This window comes from Microbacterium sp. CFH 31415 (genome assembly GCF_022538185.1).
Lineage (GTDB): Bacteria > Actinomycetota > Actinomycetes > Actinomycetales > Microbacteriaceae > Microbacterium.
The window spans coordinates 111,210-134,375 of the sequence record NZ_JAKYXC010000016.1 but is presented as its reverse complement, the minus strand read 5'-3'; the positions used below and the strand labels follow the sequence as shown (position 1 = coordinate 134,375).

Annotated in this window: 19 protein-coding genes; 9 read left to right on the top strand and 10 right to left on the bottom strand. The window is 72.1% G+C overall.

All coding sequences use genetic code 11. The features are described 5' to 3' along the window. Positions 1-116 precede the first annotated feature (116 nt). The 3 genes from MK786_RS14835 to MK786_RS14825 all read left to right on the top strand — a co-directional run bounded on the left by MK786_RS14835 (position 117) and on the right by MK786_RS14825 (position 5,808). Positions 117-2,867 (top strand): DUF4062 domain-containing protein, encoded by a 2,751-nt coding sequence (locus tag MK786_RS14835; RefSeq protein ID WP_241113009.1) that lies wholly within the window; start codon positions 117-119, stop codon positions 2,865-2,867. Positions 2,868-2,962: 95 nt separating this feature from the next. Beyond that, positions 2,963-3,175 carry a hypothetical protein gene (locus MK786_RS14830; RefSeq protein WP_241113008.1) on the top strand — a complete coding sequence of 71 codons (213 nt, stop codon included), beginning with the start codon at positions 2,963-2,965 and terminating at the stop codon, positions 3,173-3,175. Then, a complete protein-coding gene (locus tag MK786_RS14825) occupies positions 3,169-5,808 on the top strand; it encodes a DUF4062 domain-containing protein (protein ID WP_241113007.1) in 2,640 nt (879 codons plus the stop codon). Before MK786_RS14830 ends, MK786_RS14825 begins: the two co-directional genes overlap by 7 nt. An 11-nt stretch (positions 5,809-5,819) precedes the next feature. On the opposite strand, the gene MK786_RS16500 is transcribed toward MK786_RS14825, so the two are convergent. After that, positions 5,820-7,355 (bottom strand): 5-oxoprolinase/urea amidolyase family protein, encoded by a 1,536-nt coding sequence (locus MK786_RS16500; RefSeq protein ID WP_241113006.1) that lies wholly within the window; start codon positions 7,353-7,355, stop codon positions 5,820-5,822. A gap of 2 nt (positions 7,356-7,357) precedes the next feature. Continuing rightward, the gene (locus MK786_RS14815; RefSeq protein ID WP_241113005.1) at positions 7,358-8,113 is read right to left on the bottom strand and encodes a LamB/YcsF family protein; all 756 of its coding nucleotides are present in this window, start codon (positions 8,111-8,113) and stop codon (positions 7,358-7,360) included. 106 nt (positions 8,114-8,219) lie between these two features. On the opposite strand from MK786_RS14815, the gene MK786_RS14810 reads away from it, so the two are divergent. After that, entirely contained in the window at positions 8,220-9,956 is a 1,737-nt protein-coding gene (locus MK786_RS14810; RefSeq protein WP_241113004.1) for an ABC transporter ATP-binding protein, read from the top strand. A 63-nt stretch (positions 9,957-10,019) separates the two neighbouring features. On the opposite strand, the gene MK786_RS14805 is transcribed toward MK786_RS14810, so the two are convergent. The 3 genes from MK786_RS14805 to MK786_RS14795 all read right to left on the bottom strand — a co-directional run bounded on the left by MK786_RS14805 (position 10,020) and on the right by MK786_RS14795 (position 13,803). Then, entirely contained in the window at positions 10,020-10,982 is a 963-nt protein-coding gene (locus MK786_RS14805) for an ABC transporter permease (RefSeq protein WP_241113003.1), read from the bottom strand. Positions 10,983-11,043: 61 nt separating this feature from the next. After that, a complete protein-coding gene (locus MK786_RS14800; RefSeq protein WP_241113002.1) occupies positions 11,044-12,048 on the bottom strand; it encodes an ABC transporter permease in 1,005 nt (334 codons plus the stop codon). An 87-nt stretch (positions 12,049-12,135) separates the two neighbouring features. Then, a complete protein-coding gene (locus MK786_RS14795; protein ID WP_241113001.1) occupies positions 12,136-13,803 on the bottom strand; it encodes an ABC transporter substrate-binding protein in 1,668 nt (555 codons plus the stop codon). A 256-nt stretch (positions 13,804-14,059) separates the two neighbouring features. On the opposite strand from MK786_RS14795, the gene MK786_RS14790 reads away from it, so the two are divergent. From MK786_RS14790 to MK786_RS14780, 3 genes are all read left to right on the top strand, one after another. Then, positions 14,060-14,923: a fused MFS/spermidine synthase gene (locus tag MK786_RS14790; protein WP_241113000.1), complete on the top strand. Its 864-nt coding sequence runs from the start codon at positions 14,060-14,062 to the stop codon at positions 14,921-14,923. A 112-nt stretch (positions 14,924-15,035) separates the two neighbouring features. Next, positions 15,036-15,563, top strand: a complete 528-nt coding sequence (locus MK786_RS14785) for a tetratricopeptide repeat protein (RefSeq protein WP_241112999.1) — start codon at positions 15,036-15,038, stop codon at positions 15,561-15,563. Between the two features lie 30 nt (positions 15,564-15,593). Then, positions 15,594-16,082 (top strand): SprT-like domain-containing protein, encoded by a 489-nt coding sequence (locus tag MK786_RS14780; protein WP_241112998.1) that lies wholly within the window; start codon positions 15,594-15,596, stop codon positions 16,080-16,082. 363 nt (positions 16,083-16,445) lie between these two features. Here MK786_RS14780 and MK786_RS14775 read toward each other — a convergent pair whose 3' ends face one another. After that, on the bottom strand, positions 16,446-17,087 hold the full coding sequence (locus MK786_RS14775; RefSeq protein WP_241112997.1) for a 2-phosphosulfolactate phosphatase: 642 nt from the start codon (positions 17,085-17,087) through the stop codon (positions 16,446-16,448). A 245-nt stretch (positions 17,088-17,332) separates the two neighbouring features. Here MK786_RS14775 and MK786_RS14770 point away from each other — a divergent pair, with 245 nt between their 5' ends. Next, positions 17,333-17,839, top strand: coding sequence for a hypothetical protein (locus tag MK786_RS14770; RefSeq protein WP_241112996.1), 507 nt, complete (start codon positions 17,333-17,335; stop codon positions 17,837-17,839). A gap of 184 nt (positions 17,840-18,023) precedes the next feature. Here the strand turns inward: MK786_RS14770 and MK786_RS14765 are convergent, their stop codons facing one another. Next, positions 18,024-19,493: an FtsX-like permease family protein gene (locus MK786_RS14765; protein WP_374200488.1), complete on the bottom strand. Its 1,470-nt coding sequence runs from the start codon at positions 19,491-19,493 to the stop codon at positions 18,024-18,026. Continuing rightward, positions 19,490-20,272 (bottom strand): ABC transporter ATP-binding protein, encoded by a 783-nt coding sequence (locus tag MK786_RS14760; RefSeq protein WP_241112995.1) that lies wholly within the window; start codon positions 20,270-20,272, stop codon positions 19,490-19,492. Before MK786_RS14760 ends, MK786_RS14765 begins: the two co-directional genes overlap by 4 nt. Before the next feature lie 138 nt (positions 20,273-20,410). Here MK786_RS14760 and MK786_RS14755 point away from each other — a divergent pair, with 138 nt between their 5' ends. Continuing rightward, positions 20,411-21,100, top strand: coding sequence for a hemerythrin domain-containing protein (locus MK786_RS14755; RefSeq protein WP_241112994.1), 690 nt, complete (start codon positions 20,411-20,413; stop codon positions 21,098-21,100). A 120-nt stretch (positions 21,101-21,220) separates the two neighbouring features. Here the strand turns inward: MK786_RS14755 and MK786_RS14750 are convergent, their stop codons facing one another. After that, positions 21,221-21,859, bottom strand: a complete 639-nt coding sequence (locus MK786_RS14750; RefSeq protein ID WP_241112993.1) for a response regulator transcription factor — start codon at positions 21,857-21,859, stop codon at positions 21,221-21,223. 115 nt (positions 21,860-21,974) lie between these two features. Next, a complete protein-coding gene (locus MK786_RS14745) occupies positions 21,975-23,144 on the bottom strand; it encodes a sensor histidine kinase (protein WP_241112992.1) in 1,170 nt (389 codons plus the stop codon). Between the last annotated feature and the right edge of the window lie 22 nt (positions 23,145-23,166).

Below are 23,166 nucleotides of genomic sequence, written 5' to 3'. Positions count from 1 at the left end.
TTGCCCGCGCGTCACGCCTCGCCGTGAAGCGAGGGCGCGCAGGCACAGCCGACCACCATATGAGGGCAGGGGGAATCCAAGAGCGCAAGGACCCACTATACGCCGGATGACGCGCCATGTCCAGCCGGATCCTTGACGAGCTTCGGATGCTGCGGTATAACCGCGCCGGACGGTGGACGGATGCGGCATCCCACCCCCACAATGAGCGGATGACGCTGGGGAGTCGAGGGGGCTCGGGGACGGCGATCCGCACGCCCGACCAGCGTCTGCGCGTGTTCGTGAGCTCGACGCTCAAGGAGCTCGAGAACGAGCGGAGTGCCGTCCGCGCGTCCGTCGAAGCGCTCCATCTCGCCCCGGTGATGTTCGAGCTGGGCGCCCGCCCACATCCCCCGCGAGACCTGTACCGGTCGTACCTGGCGCAGAGCGACGTGTTCGTCGGCATCTACGCCGACAGCTACGGCTGGGTGGCGCCGGGCGAGGAGATCTCGGGGCTCGAGGACGAGTACCGGCTGGCCCCGCCCGGCATGCCGAAGCTCATCTACCTCCGCGAGTCGGCGGGCCGCGACGAACGCCTCGTCGAACTCGTCCGGCGCATCCAGGAGGACGACACCGCATCGTACAAGGGCTTCTCATCACCCGACGAGCTCGCGCGACTGGTCGAGGCCGACCTGGCCGTTCTTCTCGCCGAGCGGTTCGACGCGTCGCGGCGCGGCGACCCCGCCCCCGCGCCGACGCCGGCGACGCCGATGCCCGCCGCCTACACGCGCATCATCGGCCGCGAGCGCGAAGTGGCGGAGGTCGTCGAGCTGCTGGCCTCGGGCGCCCACCGCGTCGTGACGCTGCTCGGTCCCGGCGGCATCGGAAAGAGCCGCCTGTCGCTGGAGGTGGCGGAGGCCGCCCGCGCGCACTTCCCCGACGGCGCCGTGTTCGTCGCCCTCGAGAACGTGTTCGAGGAGCGCCTCCTCCTGCCGACGATCGCGTACGCGCTCGGCATCCGCGACAGCGGCGACCTCCCCGTCGAGGAGAGGCTCGCGCGGGCGCTGTCGACGAAGCGCATGCTGCTCGTGCTGGACAATTTCGAACAGCTCGTGGATGCCGCCGCCCAGCTGGTCCCGCTGTACACAGTCGCACCGCACACGTCGTTCCTCGTGACCAGCCGCGCGGTGCTGCGCGTGCGTGGCGAGCGCGTGTACGACGTGCCGCCGCTGCAGACCGCCGACGCGGGCGCGCCGAACTCGATGACGCGGGCCGCGCGTTCCGCGGCGGTCCAGCTCTTCATCGAGCGGGCACGCGCCGTGAAGCCCGACTTCGTCCTGACCGACGAGAGCACGTCGGCGGTCGTCTCGCTGTGCCGGGCGCTCGACGGCCTGCCGCTGGCGATCGAGCTCGCGGCCGCCCGCATGCGCCTGCTGACACCCGAGCTCGTCCTGGAGCGACTGCACGGCCCCCGGTCCGTCCTGCGCGATGCGGCGCGCGACGTGCCGGAGCGCCAGCGCACGCTGCGCGCCACGATCGACTGGTCGGCGGGGCTGCTGCGCCCCGACGAGCGCGCGATGCTGTGCGACCTGGGGGTGTTCTCCGCGGGGTTCACTCTCGAGGCGGTGGAGTCGGTGGCGGCGGGCCGGCCCTGGGAGCCGCGCGCGGTGGACGCCCTCGAGGTGCTCATCGACAACTCGCTCGTCGCCCAATCGGAGGTCGACGGCCATGCGGTCTTCACCATGCTCGTGACCGTGCGCGAGTACGCCGTGGACCACCTGCGCGAGTCGGGCGACGAGCGCCGGATGCGCGACGCTCATGCCCGGTACTTCCTCGAGCTCGCCCGTCGCGTCGCCCCCTCCCTCGGCGGCGCCGATCAGCGCAGCGCGACCCGCAGGCTCGACCTGGAGCGCGGCAACCTCCGCACCGCCGTCCGCCACCTGATCTCGGTGGGCGACGCCGATGCCGCGACCGAGATCGCGTGGCGGCTCTACATCTACTGGTGGCTGCGCGGGTACTTCTACGAGGTGCGGGTGTGGATGGAGGAGCTGCTGGGCGCGGCATCCGATATGTCTCCTCACGCGCGGGCGGTCGCCCGCTTCTACTTCCTCTGGTCGGAGATGTGGCGCACCGATGAGCGCGACGGCGTCGTGCGCGGACTACTCGAGGCGGCCGCGCTCTTCGACGAGGCCGGCGACGACTTCGGAGTGACCATGGCGGAGGCGACCGCGGGGCTCGCCCGGATCACGATGGGCGATCCCGACGTCGCATCGACGGCCGCCACGCTCGAACGATGCGCCGGCCGGTTCCGCGAGGGCGGTCAGCGCTGGGGGGAGGTGCTCGCGCTCATCGCGCTCGGCCGGCTCGAATGGGCGCTGGGCGATCCCGAGGGAGCGGCGCGGCGGTTCGCCGAGGCCGCCACGGCTGCGCGCGAGGGCGGGGGCATCTTCGGGCTCTCGGTCGCCACGCACCATCTTGCCCGCGCGCGCCTGCTGGCGGGGGAGACGGATGCCGCGGCCTTCGGCTTCACGGAGGCTATGCGCATGTCGATGGAGCTGGATCACGACGAGGGCATCGCCTACGCCATCGAAGGTCTGTCGGCGGTCGCCTCCCTGCGCGGGGATGTCGAGACCGCCGCCCTGCTCGCCGGCGCCGCGGAGAGCACGCGCGAGCGGCTGACGATGTTCGACGCACCCCAGTTCGTCTTCCACCTGCGCTATCTCACTGCCGCCGGCGGCGAAGGGCCGGAGGTGGAGGAGGCGATCGCGCGCGGACGCACCTGGTCGGCCCGCGAAGCCGCCTCGTTCGCGGTACGTCGCGTGCCGGCCGTCGTGCGCACCGGCCGGGAGTCGGGCACCGAGTCGGCGCGGGCTGCCGCAGAAGCCGGATAGCGCGATCCGGTCGGTGCGTGCAGATCGAGGACCCCCGACTGCGGCACCGCGCGAATGTCTGGCGCGACCGGCGGTTCTGGGTCCAAGATGTCGTCATGACTGGGGAGTCGTTCCCCGCGATCCGCACTCCCGATCAGCGGATCCGGGTGTTCGCCCGTTCGACCCTGCGCGAACCGGCCGACGAGGGTCGCGCCCGCGCCGCGACCGAGCGGATCCGCCTCGCCCCCGCGCCGATGCCGGCCGAGGCGATCAGCCTCGCGCTGCCCCCGGCAGGCGCGCCGGAGAGAGAGGCCCTGCAGCGATGGTGAACCTGCAACAGCCGCATCCCGTCATCCGCACTCCCGATCAGCGGATCCGGGTGTTCGTCAGTTCGACCCTGCGCGAGCTGGCCGACGAGCGTCGCGCCGTCCGGGCCGCGATCGAGCGGATGCGCCTCGCCCCCGTCATGTTCGAACTCGGCGCACGCCCCCACCCTCCCCGCGAGCTCTACCGCTCCTACCTCTCCCAGAGCGACGTGTTCGTCGGCATCTACGGCTCCAGCTACGGCTGGGTCGCCCCCGACGAGGACATCTCCGGCCTCGAGGACGAGTACAACCTCGCCCCGAAGACGATGCCCAAGCTCATCTACATCAAGAACGCCGACACCCGAGACGAACGCCTCGCCGACCTCATCGCCCGCATCCAAGCCGACGACACCGCCGCCTACCTCCACTTCCAGTCGCCCGAAGACCTCGAAGACCAGGTCGCCGACGACCTCGCCATGCTCCTCGCCGAGCGCTTCGACGAGTCGCAGATCGCGGAGGACATCGACCCGGAGGCGGCCGCGGCCGCGCTCGTCGCGCGCGTCCCCGTGCCGTACACGACCACGATCGGACGCGACGGCGACATCGCGGCCGTGCGCGATCTGCTCGCCCGCGGCACCGACCGGGTCGTGAGCCTCATCGGTCCCGGAGGCATCGGCAAGAGCCGTCTGGCGATCGAGACGGCGCTCGCCACCGAGGACCTCTTCCCCGACGGCATCTACTTCGTGCTGCTCGAGGGCGTGCTCGAGCCCGGCCTGCTGCTCCCCACGATCGCCTACCACCTCGGCATCCGAGACAACGGCGAAGCGGCGCTCGAGGAGCGCATCTCGCATGCGCTCGAGGAGCGCAAGGTGCTCGTCGTGCTCGACAACTTCGAGCAGATCGTCGAGGCCGCGCCGGTGCTCGTGCGGCTGTACACGGTCGCGCCCACGGCGACCTTCCTGGTGACGAGCCGTGTCGTCCTGCGCATCCGCGGCGAGCGCGTGTACGAGGTGCCACCGCTCTCGACCCCGCCCGGCAACAACCCTGCGAGCGTCGACCGCGCCACCCGCTCCGCCGCGGTCTCGCTCTTCCTCGATCGCGCCCAGGCCGTGAAGCCCGGGTTCGAGGTCACGGAGGAGAACGCCGCCGACCTCGCCGACATCTGCCGGCAGCTCGACGGACTGCCGCTGGCGATCGAGCTCGCGGCCGCGAAGGTGCGCATCCTCACACCCGCCGGCATCTCCCAGCGGCTGGGACAGAGCCTCCCCCTCCTCACCGCCGCCGTGCGCGATCTGCCTGAGCGACATCGCACCATGCGGGCGACCATCGACTGGAGCGTGAGCCTGCTCCCCGACGAGCAGCGCGAGCTGCTCGAGGATCTCGGGGTGTTCGCGACGCGCTTCACGCTCGACGCCGTCGAGGCACTGGGCGTCGGCCGGTCGTGGGAAGGGCTCGAGATCGACGCCCTCGCGGCGCTGGTCGACGCGTCGCTCGTGAAGCAGACCGAGATGGGCGGCCGGTCGGTGTTCTCTCTGCTCGCGATCGTGCGCGAGTACTCGCTCGGACGCCTCAAAGCGCGCGGTGAAGCGGACCGGGTGCGCGCCGCACACGCCGACTACTACTTCGACCTCGTGCGCCGCGTCGCGCCCGGCCTGGGTGGCCAGGCGCAGGCGGAGGCGGTCGTGCAGCTCGGCCTCGAGCTGCCCAACCTGCGGGCCGCCGTGCGGCATCTGATCTACACCGACCGCCTCGACGACGCGGCTGACTTCGCGTGGTGCCTGCTCATCTACTGGTGGATCTCGGGGTTCTTCGCCGAGGTGAGACTGTGGATGCTCGAGCTGCTCGACAAGCAGCATGACCGCCCCATCACGCAGCACACGCGCGCGGTGGCGTGGTTCCTCGCGCTGTGGGGCGAGATGTGGCAGCGTCCGAGCGAGCAGGTGGTCGCCGGGCTCGGCGAGTGCGTGCGGCTCTTCACCGAGAGCGGTGACGAAGGCGCCGCGGCGATGGCCCTCGCCGCCCGGGCGACGGCGCGCGTGCAGCTGCGCGACCCGAACATCGCCAAGGCCGAGAAGGAGCTGCGCAAGGCGGTCGCGAAGCTGCGGGAGTTCGGCAACGACTGGGCGGAGGCGATCACCGAGGTGTCCCTCGGCCGCCTCGCCTGGGTGCGGGGAGAGACCGACGCCGCCCTCGGGCACTTCGATCGGGCGACCGAGCTCGCCTCCGCGGGCGGCGACATCTTCACCACCTCCGTCGCGGGCAACCTCCGGTCGCGCCTGAACTTCCAGCTGGGCAACATCGAGGAGGCCGAGCGCGAGTTCATCCTGACGCTCCTGCTGTCGGTGCGCCTGCACTACGAGGAGGGCGTCGCGTACAGCCTCGAAGGCATCTGCGCGGTTGCGGCCGCCCATGGCGAGGCCTGGCGCGCGTCCGCCCTGGCCGTCGCCGCCGGGGTGATCCGCCGGCGCATCGGCATCTTCGACGTCGGCGCCTTCACGGTGCACACGCCGTACCTCGACATCCTGCGCGGCCGCGATCCCGACAGCGTCGCCGCCGGAGAGGCGGCGGGGGCCGAGCTGAGCGTGCCCGAGGCGGTGCGGCTGGCCCTCCCCCAGAGCGAGCACCAGGGCGTGGCCGAGGCGCTCCGTCACTGGTGACGCGGGGGCCGCTACCCGGTTCTGCGTGCGTGGCGGAAGCGGATACGGGTGCCGGGCCGGGCCTGCGCGACGAGGTCGAGCGAGGCATCCGTCACCACCGCGATGACGGGGTAGCCGCCCGTCACCGGACCGTCGGCGAGGAGGATCGTCGGCCGGCCGCTTGGCGGCACCTGCAAGGCCCCCGCGACCATGCCCTCGCTGGGCAGCTCCCCCGTTCGCACGCGCACGAGCTCGGGACCGTCGAGCCGTGCACCCACGCGGTCGGCGTGGTTCGACACCGTCCAGACCGACTCGTACAGGGTCGTCAGCGCCTCGGGCGTGAACCAGTCCTCACGCGGCCCGGGCGCGAGCTCGATCTCCAGCTCGTCGTCGTGCGGCGCGCCCCACGGCGCGAAAAGGCTGGGGGGAATGGGAGCGGATGCCGCGTCCGCGACGCCCACCTCGGTGCCGGCGCGCAGCGGCTCGGGTCCGAGCCCAGCCATCACATCCGTCGACCGGGAGCCGAGCACCGTGGGACCCTCCAGCCCGCCGCGGACAGCAAGGTACGCCCGCGCGCCGTGCGCGAACCAGTCCACGTGCAGCTCAGCGCCGCTCGGCCATTCATGCGCTTCGTACGGATCGACCTCGCGCCCGTCCAGGCGCACCGGTCCCCACGCGCCGGTCACCGCGAACCACAGGTCGCGCCGGGCGACCGCGCGGAAGCCGCCCATCGTGATCTCGATCCCCGTCGCATCCTCGGGATTGCCGAGCAGCCGATGCGCGGTCCGCAGCGCGGCGCGATCGAGCGCGCCCGAGCCCGCGACTCCCATCGACGCGGCGCCGGATCGGCCGGCGTCCTGCAGGGTCGCCAGCAGTCCCGGCTCGGTGACGACGAGGCCGCGGGTCACCGACCCCGGCGGAGATGCCGTTCGCGACGCTGCGAGCGGGATGTCCGGCACAGCGCGGAACTGCACGCGCATGCCCGGTGCGAGCAGCGCGGGGGACGCGGCATCCGGATCGAACAGCGGTGCTGCCGTGCGACCGATCAGCCGCCAGCCACCTGGGGTCTCGCGCGGGTACGCTCCCGCGAAGCCCGCGGCGAGCCCGACCGCGCCGGCGGGCACCCGCGTGCGGGGAGTGGCCAGGCGCGGGACGTCGTACGGCCAGTCGTCGCTGACGAGGTACCCGAATCCGGGCGCGAAGCCGGTGAAGGCCACGGTCCAGGCGGCGTCGGTGTGCCGCCGGACGAGCTCGTCGGCCGTCAGGCCGAGCAGAGCTGCGGTGTCGGCGAGGTCGTCGCCGTCGTACGCGACCTCGACCTCGACGGTCGAGCCGTTCCCCGCTGCATGATGCTCCGCGGCCGCGGCGGTGCGCTCGGCCCACGTCCGCGCCGCCGACAGGGGGATCGCGCGGGGGTCGACCCGCACCAGCACGGTGCGGGCGGCGGGGACGAGGTCGATCACGCCGTCGGGGCGGGATACCTCGAGCCCGGCGTGCAGGGCAAGCACGTCGTCGAGCGTCGCGGTCTCGAGCAGGAACGCGCGCTCGCCGACGGGTCGCACCCGCACGCTCACCACGGTGCGCGCACCTCGATTCCGGCGTCGTCGAGTGCGGCGCGCACCGCCCGCGCCATCTCGACCGACGACGGCGTGTCGCCGTGCAGGCACAGCGACACCGCGTCCGCCTCGATGAGCGAGCCGTCGACGGCCTGCACGACGCCATCGCGCACGAGACGCACGGCTCGATCGGCGACCGCGTAGGCGTCGTCGAGCAGGGCGCCCGGCGACGTGCGGGCGACGAGCCCGCCGTCGGGAGCGTAGCCGCGGTCGAGGAACGCCTCGCGGACGAACGGAAGACCCGCGGATGCCGCGGCCGTCGCGATCTCGCCGCCCAGACCCAGCACGGGCAGCGCCCGCCCGATCAGGTCGGACTGGTCGGCGACGGCGCGGACCACCGCATCGGCCTTCCGGCGATCCGCGGTGACGGCGTGGTACAGCGCGCCGTGCGGCTTGACGTACCGCACATCGGCACCGGCGGCGACGAGCGCGCCGAGCTGCACGGCGACCTCCGCCGCGAGCAGGTCTGGGGCGATCGCGATCGCCGTGCGACCGAAGTCGGCGCGGTCGGGGTAGGCCGGATGCGCGCCGACGGCGACGCCGAAGCGAGCGGCCCGCGCGACCGCCTCGCGCATGGACGCGGCATCCCCCGCATGCCCGCCGCAGGCGACGCTCGCGCTCGAGATCACCGCGAACATCGCCTCGTCGTCCGCAGTGGGCACGCCGTCGACGGTCTCGCCGAGGTCGGCGTTCAGGTCGATGGCCGCCATGCCTCAACGGTAACCCCGCGGGATCCCACCGCGCCGGGCGTTACGACTCCGTAAAGGCTGTGCACGGACGCGTGCACGACGGCCCCGCGGAAGGCAGGATGGACGAATGGCCCGCTCCACCGAACGTCCCGCGGCCGGGACGCCGCTCCTCCAGGTCCGCGACGTCGGCGTCGAGTTCCGCACCATCGATGGCCCGGTGCACGCCGTCGAGGAGGTCGACCTCGACCTCGCGGCGGGTGAGACCCTCGCCATCGTGGGCGAGTCAGGATCGGGCAAGTCGACGACCGCGATGGCGATCATCGGACTCCTCCCCGGCAACGGCAAGGTCACCAAGGGCAGCATCCTGTTCGAGGGCGAAGACCTCGTCGGGGCACCCGAGAGCGTCATGCGCACCGTGCGGGGCGGTTCGATCGGCCTCGTGCCGCAGGACCCGATGTCGAACCTCAACCCGGTCGTCAAGATCGGCACGCAGATCGCCGAGACGCTGCTCGCCCACGGGCTCGCCACACGTAAGAACGTCGACCAGCGCGTCGTGGAGACCCTCGCCGCCGCCGGCCTGCCGAACGCCGCCGACCGGGCGAAGCAGTACCCCCACGAGTTCTCCGGCGGCATGCGCCAGCGCGCGCTGATCGCGATCGGCCTGGCCTGCAACCCCAAGCTCCTCATCGCCGACGAGCCGACGAGCGCCCTCGACGTGACGGTGCAGAAGACCATCCTCGACCAGCTCGACCGCATGACGAGCGACCTCGGCACGGCCGTCCTGCTCATCACCCACGACCTGGGGCTCGCCGCCGAGCGCGCCTCGCGCGTGGTCGTGATGAACCGCGGCCGCATCGTCGAGCAAGGCCCCGCCCGTCAGATCCTCGAGGATCCGCAGCAGCCGTACACGCAGGCGCTCGTGAAGGCGGCGCCCTCTGTGGCGGCCGTGCGACTGCGGCCGGAGGTGTTCCGGAAGACGACGACGTCGCCCGCCGACACGGCGGTGCCCGATGCCGCGCCCGCCGCGACGACCGAGCCGCGCCGTCCCGAAGAGCCCGCGGCCGCGGCATCCGCCCCCGACAACATCGTCGAGGTCGAGGGGCTGACCAAGGTCTACAAAGTGCGCGGCAGCAAGGAGGACTTCACCGCCGTCGACGACGTGTCCTTCGCGATCCCCCGCGGCGAGACCGTGGCGATCGTGGGCGAGTCCGGCTCGGGCAAGACCACGACCGCGCGCATGATGCTCAAGGTGGTCGAGCCGACCAGCGGGTCGATCCGCTTCGACGGCCAGGACGTCGCAGCGCTCAAGGGCCGCGATCTGCGGCAGTTCCGCCAGCGCGTGCAGCCGATCTTCCAGGATCCGTACTCGTCGCTGAATCCGATGTTCTCGATCGAGCGCATCATCTCCGAGCCGCTCGAGTTCTACCGGCGTGGGTCGGGCAAGGAGCGGGCGGCGCGCGTGCGTCAGCTGCTCGACGACGTCGCGCTGCCGCAGACGATGCTCCGGCGGTACCCGTCCGAGCTGTCGGGAGGCCAGCGGCAGCGCGTCGCGATCGCCCGCGCACTCGCGCTCTCGCCCGACCTGATCGTGTGCGACGAGCCGGTGTCGGCGCTCGATGTGCTCGTGCAGGACCAGGTCCTGCGCCTGCTGCGCGACCTCCAGCAGGAGTACGGCCTGAGCTACCTGTTCATCTCGCACGACCTCGCGGTGGTGCGCCTGATCAGCGACTACGTCTGCGTCATGAAGGACGGCGCGCTGGTCGAGGCCGCGTCCAGCGAGGAGATCTTCACCAACCCGCGCGACCCGTACACACGCCGGCTGCTCGCATCGATCCCCGGCAACGAGCTCGACATCGCCGTCTGACGCCTCTCGCCTGCGACACGGCCCCCGGAACCGCAGCGGTTCCGGGGGCCGTTCGCGTCGGGCTCAGCGCTTGCGGGTGCGGGGGTCCATCGCCTCGCGGAGCGCCTCGCCGAGCAGGGTGAAGCCGAGCGCGGTGATCATGATGCAGATGCCGGGCAGGAAGGCGAGCCACGGCGCGATCGCGAGCTCCGCCTGCGCATACGTGAGCATGCGTCCCCACTCGGCCGTCTCGGGGCGGCCGCCGCCGAGACCGAGGAACGACAGGGCCGCCGCCTCGATGACCGCCGTGGCGAGGCTCAGCGTGCCCTGCACGATGACGGGACCCACCGAGTTGGGCAGCACGTGGCTCATCGTGATCCGGCCGCGGCCGAGACCCAGGGTCTGCGCCGAGAGCACGTAGTCGGCGCTCCGCTGCTGCAGCATCGACGACCGCAGGAGGCGCGCGAACACGGGCACCTGCGCGACACCGATGGCGATCATGACCGAGAACGGCGTCTGGCCGAGAAGTGCGGCGATGGAGACGGCGAGCAGAAGGCTCGGCACCGACAGCAGGATGTCGACGAAGCGCATCAGGATGTTGTCGACCTGTCCGCCGAACATGCCCGCGATGAACCCGATCAGCATGCCGCCGATCAGGCCGAACGCCGTCGACACGACGCCGATGATCAGCGACGCCTGAGCACCCCAGATCAGCTTCGACAGCACATCGCCGCCGAAGCGGTCGAGGCCGAGCGGGAACTGCGGCAGATCCCCCGGGCCCGGGATGTGGGTGGGCGTGATGTAGGCCTGGCCCGGGAGCGCATTCGGGGGATACGGGGCGAGCCACGGCGCCAGGACGGCGACGAGGACGAAGAAGAAGACGATGACCCCGCCGACCCAGGCCGAGGGGTTGTGCATCAGGCGACGGAAGACGTCGCGCCAGAAGCCGCCGCCGCCCGTTCGGGCGCCGAGCAGTTCGCCGTCGGTGATCGCCGTGTCGTCGACGGGACCGCCGGACGGCGCAGGAGGCAGCATTGCAGAGGTCATGCGAGACCTCCCGCCGTGGGGATCATCGTGGTCATGCGGGACCTCCGGCCGTGGAGCGCGATCATGAGACCCTCACTCTCGGATCGATGAAGCTGTACGACACGTCTACCGCCAGGTTGATGAGGGCGTAGCCGATCGCGATGAAGATGATGAAGCCCTGCAGCACGGCGTAGTCGCGCTCGAAGATCGCATCGGCCATGAACTGCCCGACCCCGGGATACGCGAACACCTTCTCGGTGAGGACCGCGCCGGAGATCAGCAGGCCGGTCTGCAGGCCGACGGTCGTCACCACGGGGAGCATCGCGTTGCGGAGGATGAAGCGATTGCGGATCGTGCCCTGCGAGACGCCCTTCGCGCGGCCGGTGCGCACGTAGTCGGAGTTCTGCACCTCGAGCACCGAGGCGCGGGTGATGCGCACGATGATCGCGAGCGGGATCGTGCCCAGCGCGATCGCCGGGAGGATCAGGTGGAGGATCGCGTCCCAGGCGGCGTCGAACTCTCCCGTGAGGATGCCGTCGAGGACGTAGAAGCCCGTGGGATGCGTCGCGTCGATGCGGGGGTTCTGGCGCCCGTCGGATGGGAGCCAGCCCAGCTGCACGGCGAAGACGTATTTGAGGATGAAGGCCAGGAAGAACACCGGGATCGTGATGCCGATGAGGCTGGCGACGACGGCGAAGTGGTCGGCGGCCTTGCCGTGGCGTCGGGCGGCCCAGTACCCGAGCGGGATGCCGAAGCCGACGGCGAAGATGAGCGCCGCGATCGCGAGCTCGAGCGTCGCCGGGAAGCGGAGCGCGAACTCCTCGAGCACGAGCCTGCCCGACATGATCGACGCGCCGAAGTTGCCCTGGAACAGCGAGGCGATCCAGGTGAAGTACTGCTCGATCAGGGGCCGGTCGAACCCGTAGAGCTCGTTGATCCGCTCGATGGCCTCGGGCGTCGCCTTCTCACCGAGGATGGCGACCGCGGGTCCGCCCGGGAGGGAGCGCACCCAGAGGAACAGCAGGATCGACAGGCCGAACAGGGTGGGGATGAGATACAGGACTCGTTTGCCGATGACGCGCAGCACTACACAAGACTCCGGGTTCCAGGATGAGAGGGGAACGCGGATGCCGCGGGTCAGGCGTGTGCCCGACCCGCGGCATCCGTCAGTTCGTCACTCGGTGAGGACGATCTGGTTGAACACCTCGTCGTTGACCGGGCTGGCCGGGTACGACTCGACGCGCGGGTCGAAGGCCAGCGACGGAGCGGGGTGGGCCAGCGGGACGCCGGGGTTGAACTCCGCGATCATCTCGTTGATGGCCAGGTACTGCGCCGTCTGCTCCTCGATGTCGGCCGTGCCGCGGGCCTCGGTGAGCGCCTCGAACAGCTCGGGGTTGTCGAAGCCCCACTCGTTCGAGGCCTGTCCGAAGAAGACGCCGACGAAGTTGTCGGTGTCGTTGTAGTCACCGGTCCAGCCGAGCAGGTGCAGACCGTGGTCCGCGCCGCCCTGGATGCGGTCGAGGTACGCCGGGTTCCACTCGTTGCCCGCCGGGGTGACCGTGATGCCCACGGCCTCGAGCTGCGAGGCCAGGTTGGTGAAGATCTGCTCCGGGTTGGGCATGTACGGACGCGACACGTTCGTCGGGTAGTTGAACATGAGGGTCAGACCGTCGGGGTAGCCCGCCTCGGCGAGCAGCTCCTTGGCGCGCTCCGGGTCGTAGTCGTACGTGGTGACGTCCTCGTTCCAGCCCGTGACCACCGGCGGGATGAACTGCGTCGCGACCTCGGTGCCCTCGGGCAGGACCTGGGTGACCAGGGCCTCCTTGTCGATGGCGTGGTGGATCGCCTCGCGCACCAGCGGGTTCGCGAGCTCCGGAACGGCCTGGTTCATGCCGAGGTAGAGGATCGTGAACGGGTCGCGCTGCATGACGTTGTAGCCGGCCTCCTCGAGGGCGGCGGTGTCAGCGGGGGCGACGAGGTCGTAGCCGTCGATGCTGCCCGACTCGAGCGCCTGACGGCGCGCGGTGGTGTCGCTGATGGTGCGGAAGATGATCTCCTGCACCTGGCCCTGCTCGCCCCAGTACTCGGGGTAAGCCGTGAGGGTGACCTGCTCGCCCGGCGCCCACTCGTCGAAGACGAACGGACCGGTGCCGGTCGGGTGCGCGTTGGCGTACTCGCTGAGCGTGGGGGACTCCTCGGTGCCGCCCACGCCGTCGGCGTCGTACTCGGCGAGAGCCGTCGGGCTCTGCATCGAGAACGCGGGGAGCGACAGGGCCGCGATGAAGCCGGCGAACGGCTGCGTGAGCGTGACCGTCGCGTGCGTCTCGTCGTCGGCCGTGCAGGACTCGTAGACCGCGGTCTCGGGCGAGTCGGCGAAGCCCTTGAAGAGCGAGCCGTAGTAGTACGACAGGCTCTCGGACTGGGCGAGGCCGGTCCAGTTGTACCAGCGCTCGAAGTTCGCGCAGACGGCTTCGGCGTTGAAGTCGGTGCCGTCGTGGAAGGTGACGCCCTCCTTCAGCGTGAAGGTGTACGACAGACCGTCCTCGGACTGCTCCCAGCTCTCGGCGAGGAGCGGGGCGGGGTCGGCCGTTCCCGGCTCGACACCCACGAGTCCCTCGAAGATCTGACGCGCGACGCGGAAGGTCTCGCCGTCGCTGGCGAAGGCGGGGTCGAGACCCGAGGGGTCGTTGGATGCCGCGAAGACGAACGTCGAGTCGACGTCGCTCGCCTCGCCGGTCTCGCCGCCGCCGCCGCGCTCGCTGGCGCAGGCGGTGAGGACGACGGCGCCGATGGCGACCGCCGCGGCGCCCGCGAGAAGGCGCCTCTTCGAAGTGTGGAGCATGTGCTGTGCACCTTCCATGTCATGTGGGCGCCGCTCACGGCATCGTGCAGGCGAGGCGTGGGGCGCCCTCAGGGGGTGTGATGCATCGACGCTACCTGGACGCGGACGCTGCGGCGATTACACCTATGTCTCGATTATGTTTCGACCGCGCGGACGTCCAGCGGCTCAGCGATGTGCTCGCGGACGACGCCGTCGCGAGTGCAGATGTGTCAATCCGGCCCCGGAGCGGCGGTCGGACCGCGCTAACGTGAGGGTCATGGCGCGCGGGGGGAACGAGGCATCCGCTCCTTCGGCGCGTCTGCTCGACGGGGCCATCGCCTCTATCGTGCCCTCGGCGTTCGGCGGCGGATGGGAGCTCGACGTCGACGGCACGCCCCAGTCGCACGTCGACCTCGACGACCCCACCCACCTGCACTTCGAGTACGTGGCGCGCATGGGCGCGGTGATCGACAGACTGCGGATACCGGGCCAGCCGCTCACCGCGATCCATCTCGGTGCCGGCGCCCTCACGATCCCGCGGTACGTCGAGGCGACGCGGCCGGGCTCGCGGCAGCAGGTCGCCGAGCTCGAGCCGGCGCTGTGGGACCTCGTGCGCGAGAATCTCCCGCTCCCGCGCGGGGCATCTATCCGCGTGCGGATCGGCGACGCCCGCGCGGTGCTGGGCCGCCTGCCCGCGGGGCTGATCGGCGCGGCCGACCTCGTCGTGTCCGACGTCTACTCGGGCGCCCAGACGCCCGCCCATCTCACCACCGTGGAGTTCTACACCGAGGCTGCGCGCTTCCTCGCGCCCGACGGCGTGCTGCTGGTCAACGTCGCCGACGGGGCCGGGCTCGCCTTCGCCCGCCGCCAGGTCGCGACGGTCGCGGCGGTGCTCGAGCACGTCATCGTGCTCGCCGAGGTGCAGACGCTGAAGGGTCGCCGCTTCGGCAATCTCGTGATCGCGGCATCCCGAGCTCCCCTCCCCACGGAGTGGCTGCCGCGCCTCATGGCGGCCGGCCCGCACCCTGCGAAGGTGGCGCAGGGCGCCGAGGTCGTCGAGTTCGCCCGCGGCGCCCGGGTCGCGACCGACGGCGACGCGACAGACTCGCCGAAGCCGTCGTCGTCGCTGTTCGACCGCTGACCGTCGCTTCCGACGGCGGTGGGATGCCGCGCCCCGGCGTGGCACGGCCGGACAGCGCTCGCCCGGCGGCACACTGGATGCAGCGAGCTGACCGTGTGCGAAGGGAGTCGCTGTGAGCTACATCCGCGGGTACGACCCCGACACCCTCCGCGAGAAGGTGGATCCCCGCCAGTGCAAGGAGCGCCTCGACGAGATCGGCGAGCAGCGCAGCCTTCCGGCCCTGCTCGAGCGCGTGTGGCTGCTGAAGGTGCTCGATCGCACCGAGGATGCCCTCGTCGTCTCGGAGCAGTCGGTGCGCGTCGCCCGCATGGCCGGCACCCGCAAGGACCTGCTGCGCGCCCGCATCCTGCACGCCTCGGTGCTGCAGACGCGCGGCGCGTACGCCGCGGCCGACCAGGAGCTCACGACCTGCGCCGAAGAGGCCGACGGCCAGGGCTGGGCCGGCATCGCCGCGTTCGCCTATCAGCACCGCGGCCGCACCCACTACGAAGCCGGCGACTACGAGTCGGCGCGGCGGGACTTCAAGCGGGCTCTGTTCCTGCGCCAGGAGTCCGGAGCCCCCGACGACCAGCTCGAGTCCACGCTGCTCGCGATCGATGCCGCAGACCGGCGCCGGGCCGCGGCATCCGTCGCCAGCTGACTGTCGCAGCCACCCCCTACTCTCGCGTTCATGTCGGACCTGCATCGCGTGCGCCTCTGGGCTGAGGCGCTCATCTCGACCCACCTCGATGACTCGTGGTCGTTCGCGTTCGACAACGCCAAGCGCCGTGCCGGACTGTGCGACTACACGAGCCGTCGCATCAGCGTCTCGCGATACCTCGCCGCACGCCACGACGACGACACCAACCACCAGACGCTGCTGCACGAGGTGGCCCACGCGCTCGCCGGGCCGGCGGCGGGCCACGGCGCCAAGTGGAAGGCCGTCGCCCGCGACCTCGGCTACGTGGGCGGCACCACCCATCACGGCGAGACGGCCACCGACCTGGCGCCGTGGGTGGGCGTGTGCCCGGCCGGGCACGTCGCGTACCGGCATCGCCGCGCCACCCGTCCGACCTCGTGCGCGAAGTGCGCGCCGCGCTTCGACGAGCGGTTCACCTTCACATGGACGCGGCGCGAGATCACCCCGGCGACGCGCCTGGCGGCGATGACCCCGCGCTGACCCGGGAGGGCGTCGGCAGTCGCGGCGGTGGGTGCCCCGGCGGTGGGTGCCACGGCGGCGGGTGCAGTTGTCGCGGCGCCGGGTGCCCGGGTGCGGGCGTCGCGGCGGGGGTCCGGGTGCGGGCGTCGCGGCGGGGGTCCGGGTGTGGGGCGCGGTGCCTCGGTGCGGGTGACGGGGCCCGGGGGTCCGGGGCGGCGGGTGCCTGGGCGGATGCAGGTGTCGCGGCGCCGGGTGCCCGGGTGCGCGCGTCGCGGCGGCGGTGCGGGGCGCGGTGCTTCGGTGCGAGTGACGGGGCACGGGGGTCCGACTGTCCTGCGCGGCGCGCCGGTGTCCTGGATCCGGTGTCTGTGCGGCGCGCTGGTGTCAGAAGGCTTCGAACGCGCCCTCGCGAAGGACGGGGACGACGGATGCCGCGTCCACGGCGGCCGCGGCGAGCACCTCGTCCCGCCGTCCCGCTGCCTCGAGCTCGCGGCCGGAGCCGCTCGCGGTGACGAGGTGCCGAGCGGCGCCGCGCAGTGCCCGGAACCCCTCGCCCGCGACGGCGGCGTCAGGCGACGAGTGGTCGATGCCGAGCTCGGCGAGCGCGTCGACGACGGCTCCTGCACCCATCAGGTCTTCGACGGCGAAGCGCAGCGGGGCGACGGCATCAGCCGAGACGCGCTCTCCGCAGGCGATGACGGCGATGCTCGTGCGGTCGCCGCGGTGGTGCTGGATCGTCATGACCGCGCGCGCCACTGCGGACGCGTTGCGCAGGCCCCCCAGCAGCACGGTGGCACCTGATCCGGCTGCGGCCTCGGCGACGGCCGCGCCGTTGATCGAGACCGCGTGGGCCGCGGCATCCAGTTCCACCGCCTTTCCGTTCTCGACGGCCTGGATGACCGTCGACGAGAACCGGAGCACGTCGACCACCACGATGACGTCGCTCGGGGCGACGCGCACGAGACCGTCGACGCCCCAGTCGAGACGCACCTGGTAGGAGGACTGGTCGAACAGGTGGCCGGGCATCCGTCCAGCGTACGGCGGCATGTGTCGCAACTCCGACCCGCGAGGGCGTCCGCCCGCCGTCACCCGCACGAAGACGGCACGTGAAGCGCGGCCGAGCGTGTGCCAGGCGGAGTCGTGGCACGGCGGGCCCGGACGATCGCACCGGCCGCACCGCCGAGCCGGTGTCGGGCGGGGTTGCGGCACGGCAGGCGGCTCGGCAGACCTGCCCCTCCACCCGCCCGCGGTGCACGGTGCGAGACTGGAGCATGCGCATCCTGCTCAAGCTCGTGATCGACTGCGACGCCGACGCCGCCTGGCGGGCCCTCCACTCGCCCCGCGCGGTGGCGGAGCTCTACGGCCCCGTGCTCGGGCTCGAGCCGCTCGTACCCGACGGGCTGCCGACGGCGTGGTCGCCCGGCGACGACGTGCCCGTGCAGCTCTCGGCCTTCGGCGTGCCGTCCGGCCGCCAGCTGATCCACGTGAGCGAGCGCGTGGTCGACGAGCCGGCGGGCCCCGTGCGCATCTTCCGTGACAGCGGCATCCCGCTCACCGGTCCCCTCGCCAGTCTCGACGTGTGGGACCACCAGATGGCGGTCTCACCCGCGCCGGGCGAACCATCCAAGACACTCTGGCGCGACCGGCTCGTGATCGGCGGGCCGACGGCTCCCGCGCTCTGGCCGGTGCTGTGGGGCATGTGGCAGTGGCGCGCCGCCCGCATCCGCGCCCTCGCACCGAGCTGGGCCCACGACCCCGAGGCCGACGTCGCGATCTGACGCCGCCCGGACCCGGTCCTCCCCCCGGTCTCCCCCCCGGGTCTTCCGCGAGACTGCACTGGTGCGCCGAGACCGCAGCGCGTAGCTGCAGTCTCGGCGCCCGGGTGCAGTCTCGCGGGGAACGGAGGGATGGGGGACTGGAAGGGGGGCCCGGGCGGCGCCGGGCCCGGCGCCGGCGTGGGCGTCAGTCGGCGAGCGCCTCGATCGGAGCTACCCGCGTCGCCAGGCGCGTCGGAACGACCGCGGCGACGAGCGTGAGCACGGCGGTCGCGACCACGACGAGCGCGATGGGCAGCCACGGCAGCGCCGGGGCGACGAACGTGGGCGACTGCCACGCCGGCGGGACGGCGACCGAGCCGAGCACGGACTGCGCTCCGGCCCACCCGTAGACCGTGCCCAGCACCAGCCCGGTGACGACGGCCGCGATCGTGATGTGCGCAGCCTCGAGCATCACCATGCGACGCACCTGGCTGGTCGAGACGCCGAGCGAGCGCAGCAGCCCGAGCTCGCGGCGGCGCTGCACCACGCCGATCGTCAGGAGGTTGACGAGTCCCACGGCGGCGATGACCGCCGAGACGGCGACGAGGCCCATCATGATGCCGGCGAACATGTCGAGAAGCGCCTCGAAGTCACGATCGATCTCGCCCCCGCCGGATGCGGCGACGACCGCCTTCACCGTCTCGAGAGCGACGGCGAACATCGTGACGAGCGTCACACCGATCACGACGCCGATCGCCATGCGGCTCGATCGCTCCGGGTAGCGCAGTGCGTTCTCGGCCGCGAGTCGCGAGGTCGCCGAGTCGCCGAACAGGCGGCCGACCAGGCGCAGCACCGGCGGCATGACCATCGTCGAGCCGAGCACGAGGCCGGTGAACGACAGCAGTCCGCCGAGGAACGCGATCACCACGCCGAGGGGCGAGACCAGACCCAGCGCGATGCCCGCCGCCAGCAGCGCAGCCCCCGAAGCGAACAGGCCGATCGCGGCTCCGTTGCGCCCCTTGCGGCGGGTGTACGAGTCGTGGGATGCCTCGACCGAGCCACCGAGCGCCTGCAGCGGCGTCACGGTCAGCACGCGTCGCGAGCCCACCCAGGCCGCGGCCCACGTGGTGAGCGCCACGATGATCGCCGGAATGGCGAGCACTGCCTGTACGACCGAGTAGCCGACGTCGGGAACCCCGAGGAGCGCCTCGGCGAGCGCGATGCCGCCGGCCGCCGCAAGCATTCCGGTGAGGAGCCCGACGACGGCGCCGATCGCGCCGACGACGAGACCCTGACGGGCGATCTCGTTGCGCTGCGAATACGCCGATGCTCCGATCAGACGCATCAAGGCGATGCGCCTGGTGCGGCCCGCCACGATCGTCGAGAAGGTGTTGGCTGTCACGATCGCGGCGACGTACACGGCGACGCCCACGAGGATCACCGTCATGATCACGAGCACCGCGGCCAGCGTCTCGCTGTCGCCGATATACGGGTCGGCGTCCATGATCGCCGCGAGATACCCCGTCGCGGTGAGGAGCAGTGCACCGAAGGCGCTCGAGATGGCGGCGACGAGGATGCTCGCACCCATGCCGCGCTCGCGCAGCCACGCGAGAGGACGCGCGGCCGGGGGCTGCGGCATCCGCTCGACTCGTTCCTGTGCGGTGACCGCGGTCATGACGCCACCGCCGGCTCGCTGGTGCCGAGCTCGCTCGCGAGCATGTACGCCGAGATCTCCTCGGCGGTCTGACGCGGCTTGTCGGCGACGATGCGTCCGTCGCCGAGGAAGAGCACGCGGTCGGCGTGGCTCGCAGCGATCGGGTCGTGCGTGACCATCGCGATCGACTGGCCGTGATCGCGGCTGGCGGCCGCGAGGAGCCCGAGCACCTCGCGGCCGGTGCGCGAGTCGAGGTTGCCGGTGGGCTCGTCAGCGAAGACCAGGTCGGGCGCCGTGGCGAGGGCGCGGGCGATGGCGACGCGCTGCTGCTGGCCGCCCGAGAGCTCGTGCGGACGGTGCCGCAGCCGCGGCGTGAGGCCGAGCGCCTCGATCAGGCCGTCGATCCGGGCCTTCTCGAGGGCCGTCGGGCGGCGTCCGTCGAGGTCGAACGGCAGCAGGATGTTGCCGAGCGCGTCGAGCGTCGGCACGAGGTTGAACGCCTGGAACACGAAGCCCACGCGACGGCGGCGCAGGATCGTGAGCTCGAGGTCGGAAAGGCCGGTGATGTCGGTGTCGCCGATCCACGCGCGACCCGAGCTCGGGGCATCGAGTCCCGCCATGATGTGCATGAGCGTCGACTTGCCCGAGCCGGACGGTCCCATGATCGCGGTGAACTCGCCACGGCGGATGCCCACCGACACCTCATCCAGTGCGCGGACGCCGCTCTCGCCGCGGCCGTAGGTCTTCGTGAGCTGCTGGACCCGCGCCGCGAGCCCCAAGTCGGTCGATGTGATCTCCATGCCTTCGACGGTACGAACGGCAGGTGGGACGGCGCGTCGGCCTGGCGAGGCATCCGAGTACATCTGCAGGATGATCTCTTCCGCGCGCCGGGGCACGGGTCTAGGGTCGCGGCAGGCCATAGATGACGAGGAGACCCGATGCCCGCCACGCCCCTGCCGCCGCGCGGCGACCTGCCCGCCGGCCCGAAGACGTGCGACGCCAGCGGGATGATCGAGATCCATCGGCTCTTCCGGCGCACGTTCGGCGAGAGCCCCGACCTGGTGCGCGGCGTCGCCTCCGGCGACACCGCACACGCGGCCGCGGTCGCCACGCAGCTCGAGACGCTGTCGATCGCGCTGCACGCCCACCACGAGGGCGAGGACGCCCGACTGTGGGACGCCCTCGAGGAGCGGGCACCGGCCTGCGCCGCGCACGTCGAGCGCATGAAGGAGCAGCACGCCGAGATGCTCGTGCACCTCACCGCCCTGGACCGGGCGCTGCCGGCCTGGCGTGCGTCAGCGTCGGAGGCGGACTCGGTGCCCGTGCTCGCGGCGCTCGATGGGATCAACGCCGCCCTCGCCGTGCACCTCCCCGACGAGGAGGCCAACATCGTGCCCGTCATGGAGCGCACGATCACCGAGGAGGAGGTCGAGTGGTTCGCCGAGCACGGACGCAAGGCCGTGCCGAAGGGGCAGACATGGCAGCAGCTCGGCGAGATCCTCGCGTCGCAGCCCGACGGCGGCGACGCGTGGCTGCGCACGCACATGCCGGCGCCCGGCCGGCTCGCGTGGCGCCTGATCGGCCGGCGCCAGTACGCCAAGCACCGCGCCGCCCTCGAGGGTCGCTGACCCCGCGACGCCGCGCGCCGTGCACAACCTCGGCAGATCGACCGGTTGCCGGGCGGCGCGCCGCGATGCCGGCGCCGGTGCGGCAGAAATGCCGACGTTGTGCACGCCCGTGCGCCGCCGCTACGCCAGGCCGTGCTCGAAGGCGAACACCACCAGCTGCACGCGGTCGCGCAGGCCGAGCTTGGTCAGGATGCGGCTGATGTGCGTCTTCACCGTCGCCTCCGACAGGAACTCCCGGGCCGCGATCTCGGCGTTCGACAGGCCGCGGGCGGCGAGCGCGAAGATCTCGCGCTCGCGCTCGGTGAGCCCGCCATAGGCGGGCGGAACGGGCCGCGGTGCGGCATCCGCGAAGTGAGCGAACAGGTCGCGGGTGGCGGACGCCGCGATCACGGCCGATCCCGAATGCACGGTGCGGATGGCAGCGAGCAGGAACTCGGGGTCGGCGTCCTTCAGCAGGAAGCCGCTGGCGCCCTGGCGGATCGCGCGGGCCGCGGCCTCGTCGAGGTCGAACGTCGTGAGCATGACGATGCGCGGCGGCTCGGGGTCGGCGAGCAGCTCGGCTGTCGCGGTCAGGCCGTCCATGACCGGCATGCGGATGTCCATCAGCACCACGTCGGGGCGGGTGGAGCGGACCACGTCGAGCGCCTCGCGCCCGTCGGACGCCTCGGCCACGACCTCGAGGTCGGGCTGCGAATCGACCAGCATGCGGATGCCGGCGCGGAACAGCGCCTGGTCGTCCACGAGTGCGACGCGGATCATCGGTCCTCCCCCGGTCGTGCGCAGAATCGGTGATCATGGGCGGCACGCCGGGCCGCGGCATCCGTCACCGGTGTGTCGTGGACGATCTCCGCCGTTGCGTCGCATGGACCCCGGCTCACGTCGCCGCCCCGATCGGAAGCGAGGCGCGCACGACGAATCTCGCACCCTCGGCTGCCGCGGCGAGGCTGCCGCCCACGAGCTGAGCCCGCTCGCGCATGCCGATCACGCCATGGCCCGCGGCGGGCGGCCCCGCCGATTCCGCGACGCCGTTGCCGACCTCGAGCTCGACTCGCGCGGGGTTCCACGCGAGCCGCACCTCGACGGCGCCGCCGTCGCCGTGGCGCAGCGCGTTGGTGAGCGCCTCCTGCAGGATGCGGTACACCGCCAGCTGCACGCCGGCGGGCGGTTCGCCGCTCGGCGCCGGGTCCACGTCGACGCGCAGGTCGACGCCGGCCGCGCGCACCTGGGCGTAGAGCGCCTCGAGGTCGGCGAGCGTCGGCTGCGGCCCGTCGGCCTGACTGTGGCGCAGCTGCGTCAGCAGCAGCCGCACGTCGGCGAGCGCGGTGCGTGCGGTGGTCGAGATCGTGGCGAGCGTGGCCGTCGCGACCGAGGGATCGGATGACGCGGCATACCGCGCCCCGTCGGCCTGGGCGATCACCACCGCGAGCGAGTGGGCGACGACGTCGTGCATGTCGCGCGCGATCCGCACGCGCTCCTGCTCGACGACGGCCTCGGCCTCGGCGCGCTCCTGCGCCCGCCGGTTCTCGCGCGCCCGCAGCGACGTGCGCACGAGCGCGCCGACCGTCCACGACAGCAGCAGCGCGAACCCGGCCGCCACGAGCACCGCCAGCGCGATGGGGATGGTGCTCCAGGTCACACCGCTGCCCGACCCGAAGTACGGCCCGATCGCGAGGTACACCGTGATGACGACGGCGCCGAGGAACGACGAGGCGAAGCCCAGCCAGAACACCCGCTGCGTGCCGTACGCGGCCGTCGCGTAGAGCACCGCGAAGATCGCGACGTCGGCGACCCCCGGTGGCCGGCCGAACGACATCTGCGCGATCGCGGCCAGCCACGCCACCCCGAGCGCGATGCCCGGCGACAGCCGCCGCACCGCCAGCGCGGCCGCGAGCAGCAGCGTCATGACGACCGCCGAGAGCAGGCCGAACGAGAAGCCGTTGAGCGGGTCGGTGTACTGGATCTCCAGCGGCAGTGCGATCGCCGCGAACAGCCCAGCGACCACCACGTCGACGACGAGCTGGTAGGGCTTCAGGCTGCGGAACACCGTTTCACGGTACGCGAGAGCG

Bases quoted from the DNA above. Each gene is read 5' to 3' on its own strand.
- MK786_RS14815 (WP_241113005.1), bottom strand. From the start codon at position 8,113: ATGGCGGCCATCGACCTGAACGCCGACCTCGGCGAGACCGTCGACGGC.
- MK786_RS14765 (WP_374200488.1), bottom strand. From the start codon at position 19,493: ATGACCGCGGTCACCGCACAGGAACGAGTCGAGCGGATGCCGCAGCCC.
- MK786_RS14805 (WP_241113003.1), bottom strand. From the start codon at position 10,982: ATGACCTCTGCAATGCTGCCTCCTGCGCCGTCCGGCGGTCCCGTCGAC.
- MK786_RS14830 (WP_241113008.1), top strand. From the start codon at position 2,963: ATGACTGGGGAGTCGTTCCCCGCGATCCGCACTCCCGATCAGCGGATC.
- MK786_RS14780 (WP_241112998.1), top strand. From the start codon at position 15,594: ATGTCGGACCTGCATCGCGTGCGCCTCTGGGCTGAGGCGCTCATCTCG.
- MK786_RS14760 (WP_241112995.1), bottom strand. From the start codon at position 20,272: ATGGAGATCACATCGACCGACTTGGGGCTCGCGGCGCGGGTCCAGCAG.
- MK786_RS14810 (WP_241113004.1), top strand. From the start codon at position 8,220: ATGGCCCGCTCCACCGAACGTCCCGCGGCCGGGACGCCGCTCCTCCAG.
- MK786_RS14790 (WP_241113000.1), top strand. From the start codon at position 14,060: ATGGCGCGCGGGGGGAACGAGGCATCCGCTCCTTCGGCGCGTCTGCTC.
- MK786_RS14825 (WP_241113007.1), top strand. From the start codon at position 3,169: ATGGTGAACCTGCAACAGCCGCATCCCGTCATCCGCACTCCCGATCAG.
- MK786_RS14835 (WP_241113009.1), top strand. From the start codon at position 117: ATGTCCAGCCGGATCCTTGACGAGCTTCGGATGCTGCGGTATAACCGC.
- MK786_RS14795 (WP_241113001.1), bottom strand. From the start codon at position 13,803: ATGCTCCACACTTCGAAGAGGCGCCTTCTCGCGGGCGCCGCGGCGGTC.
- MK786_RS14750 (WP_241112993.1), bottom strand. From the start codon at position 21,859: ATGATCCGCGTCGCACTCGTGGACGACCAGGCGCTGTTCCGCGCCGGC.
- MK786_RS14770 (WP_241112996.1), top strand. From the start codon at position 17,333: ATGCGCATCCTGCTCAAGCTCGTGATCGACTGCGACGCCGACGCCGCC.
- MK786_RS14755 (WP_241112994.1), top strand. From the start codon at position 20,411: ATGCCCGCCACGCCCCTGCCGCCGCGCGGCGACCTGCCCGCCGGCCCG.
- MK786_RS14775 (WP_241112997.1), bottom strand. From the start codon at position 17,087: ATGCCCGGCCACCTGTTCGACCAGTCCTCCTACCAGGTGCGTCTCGAC.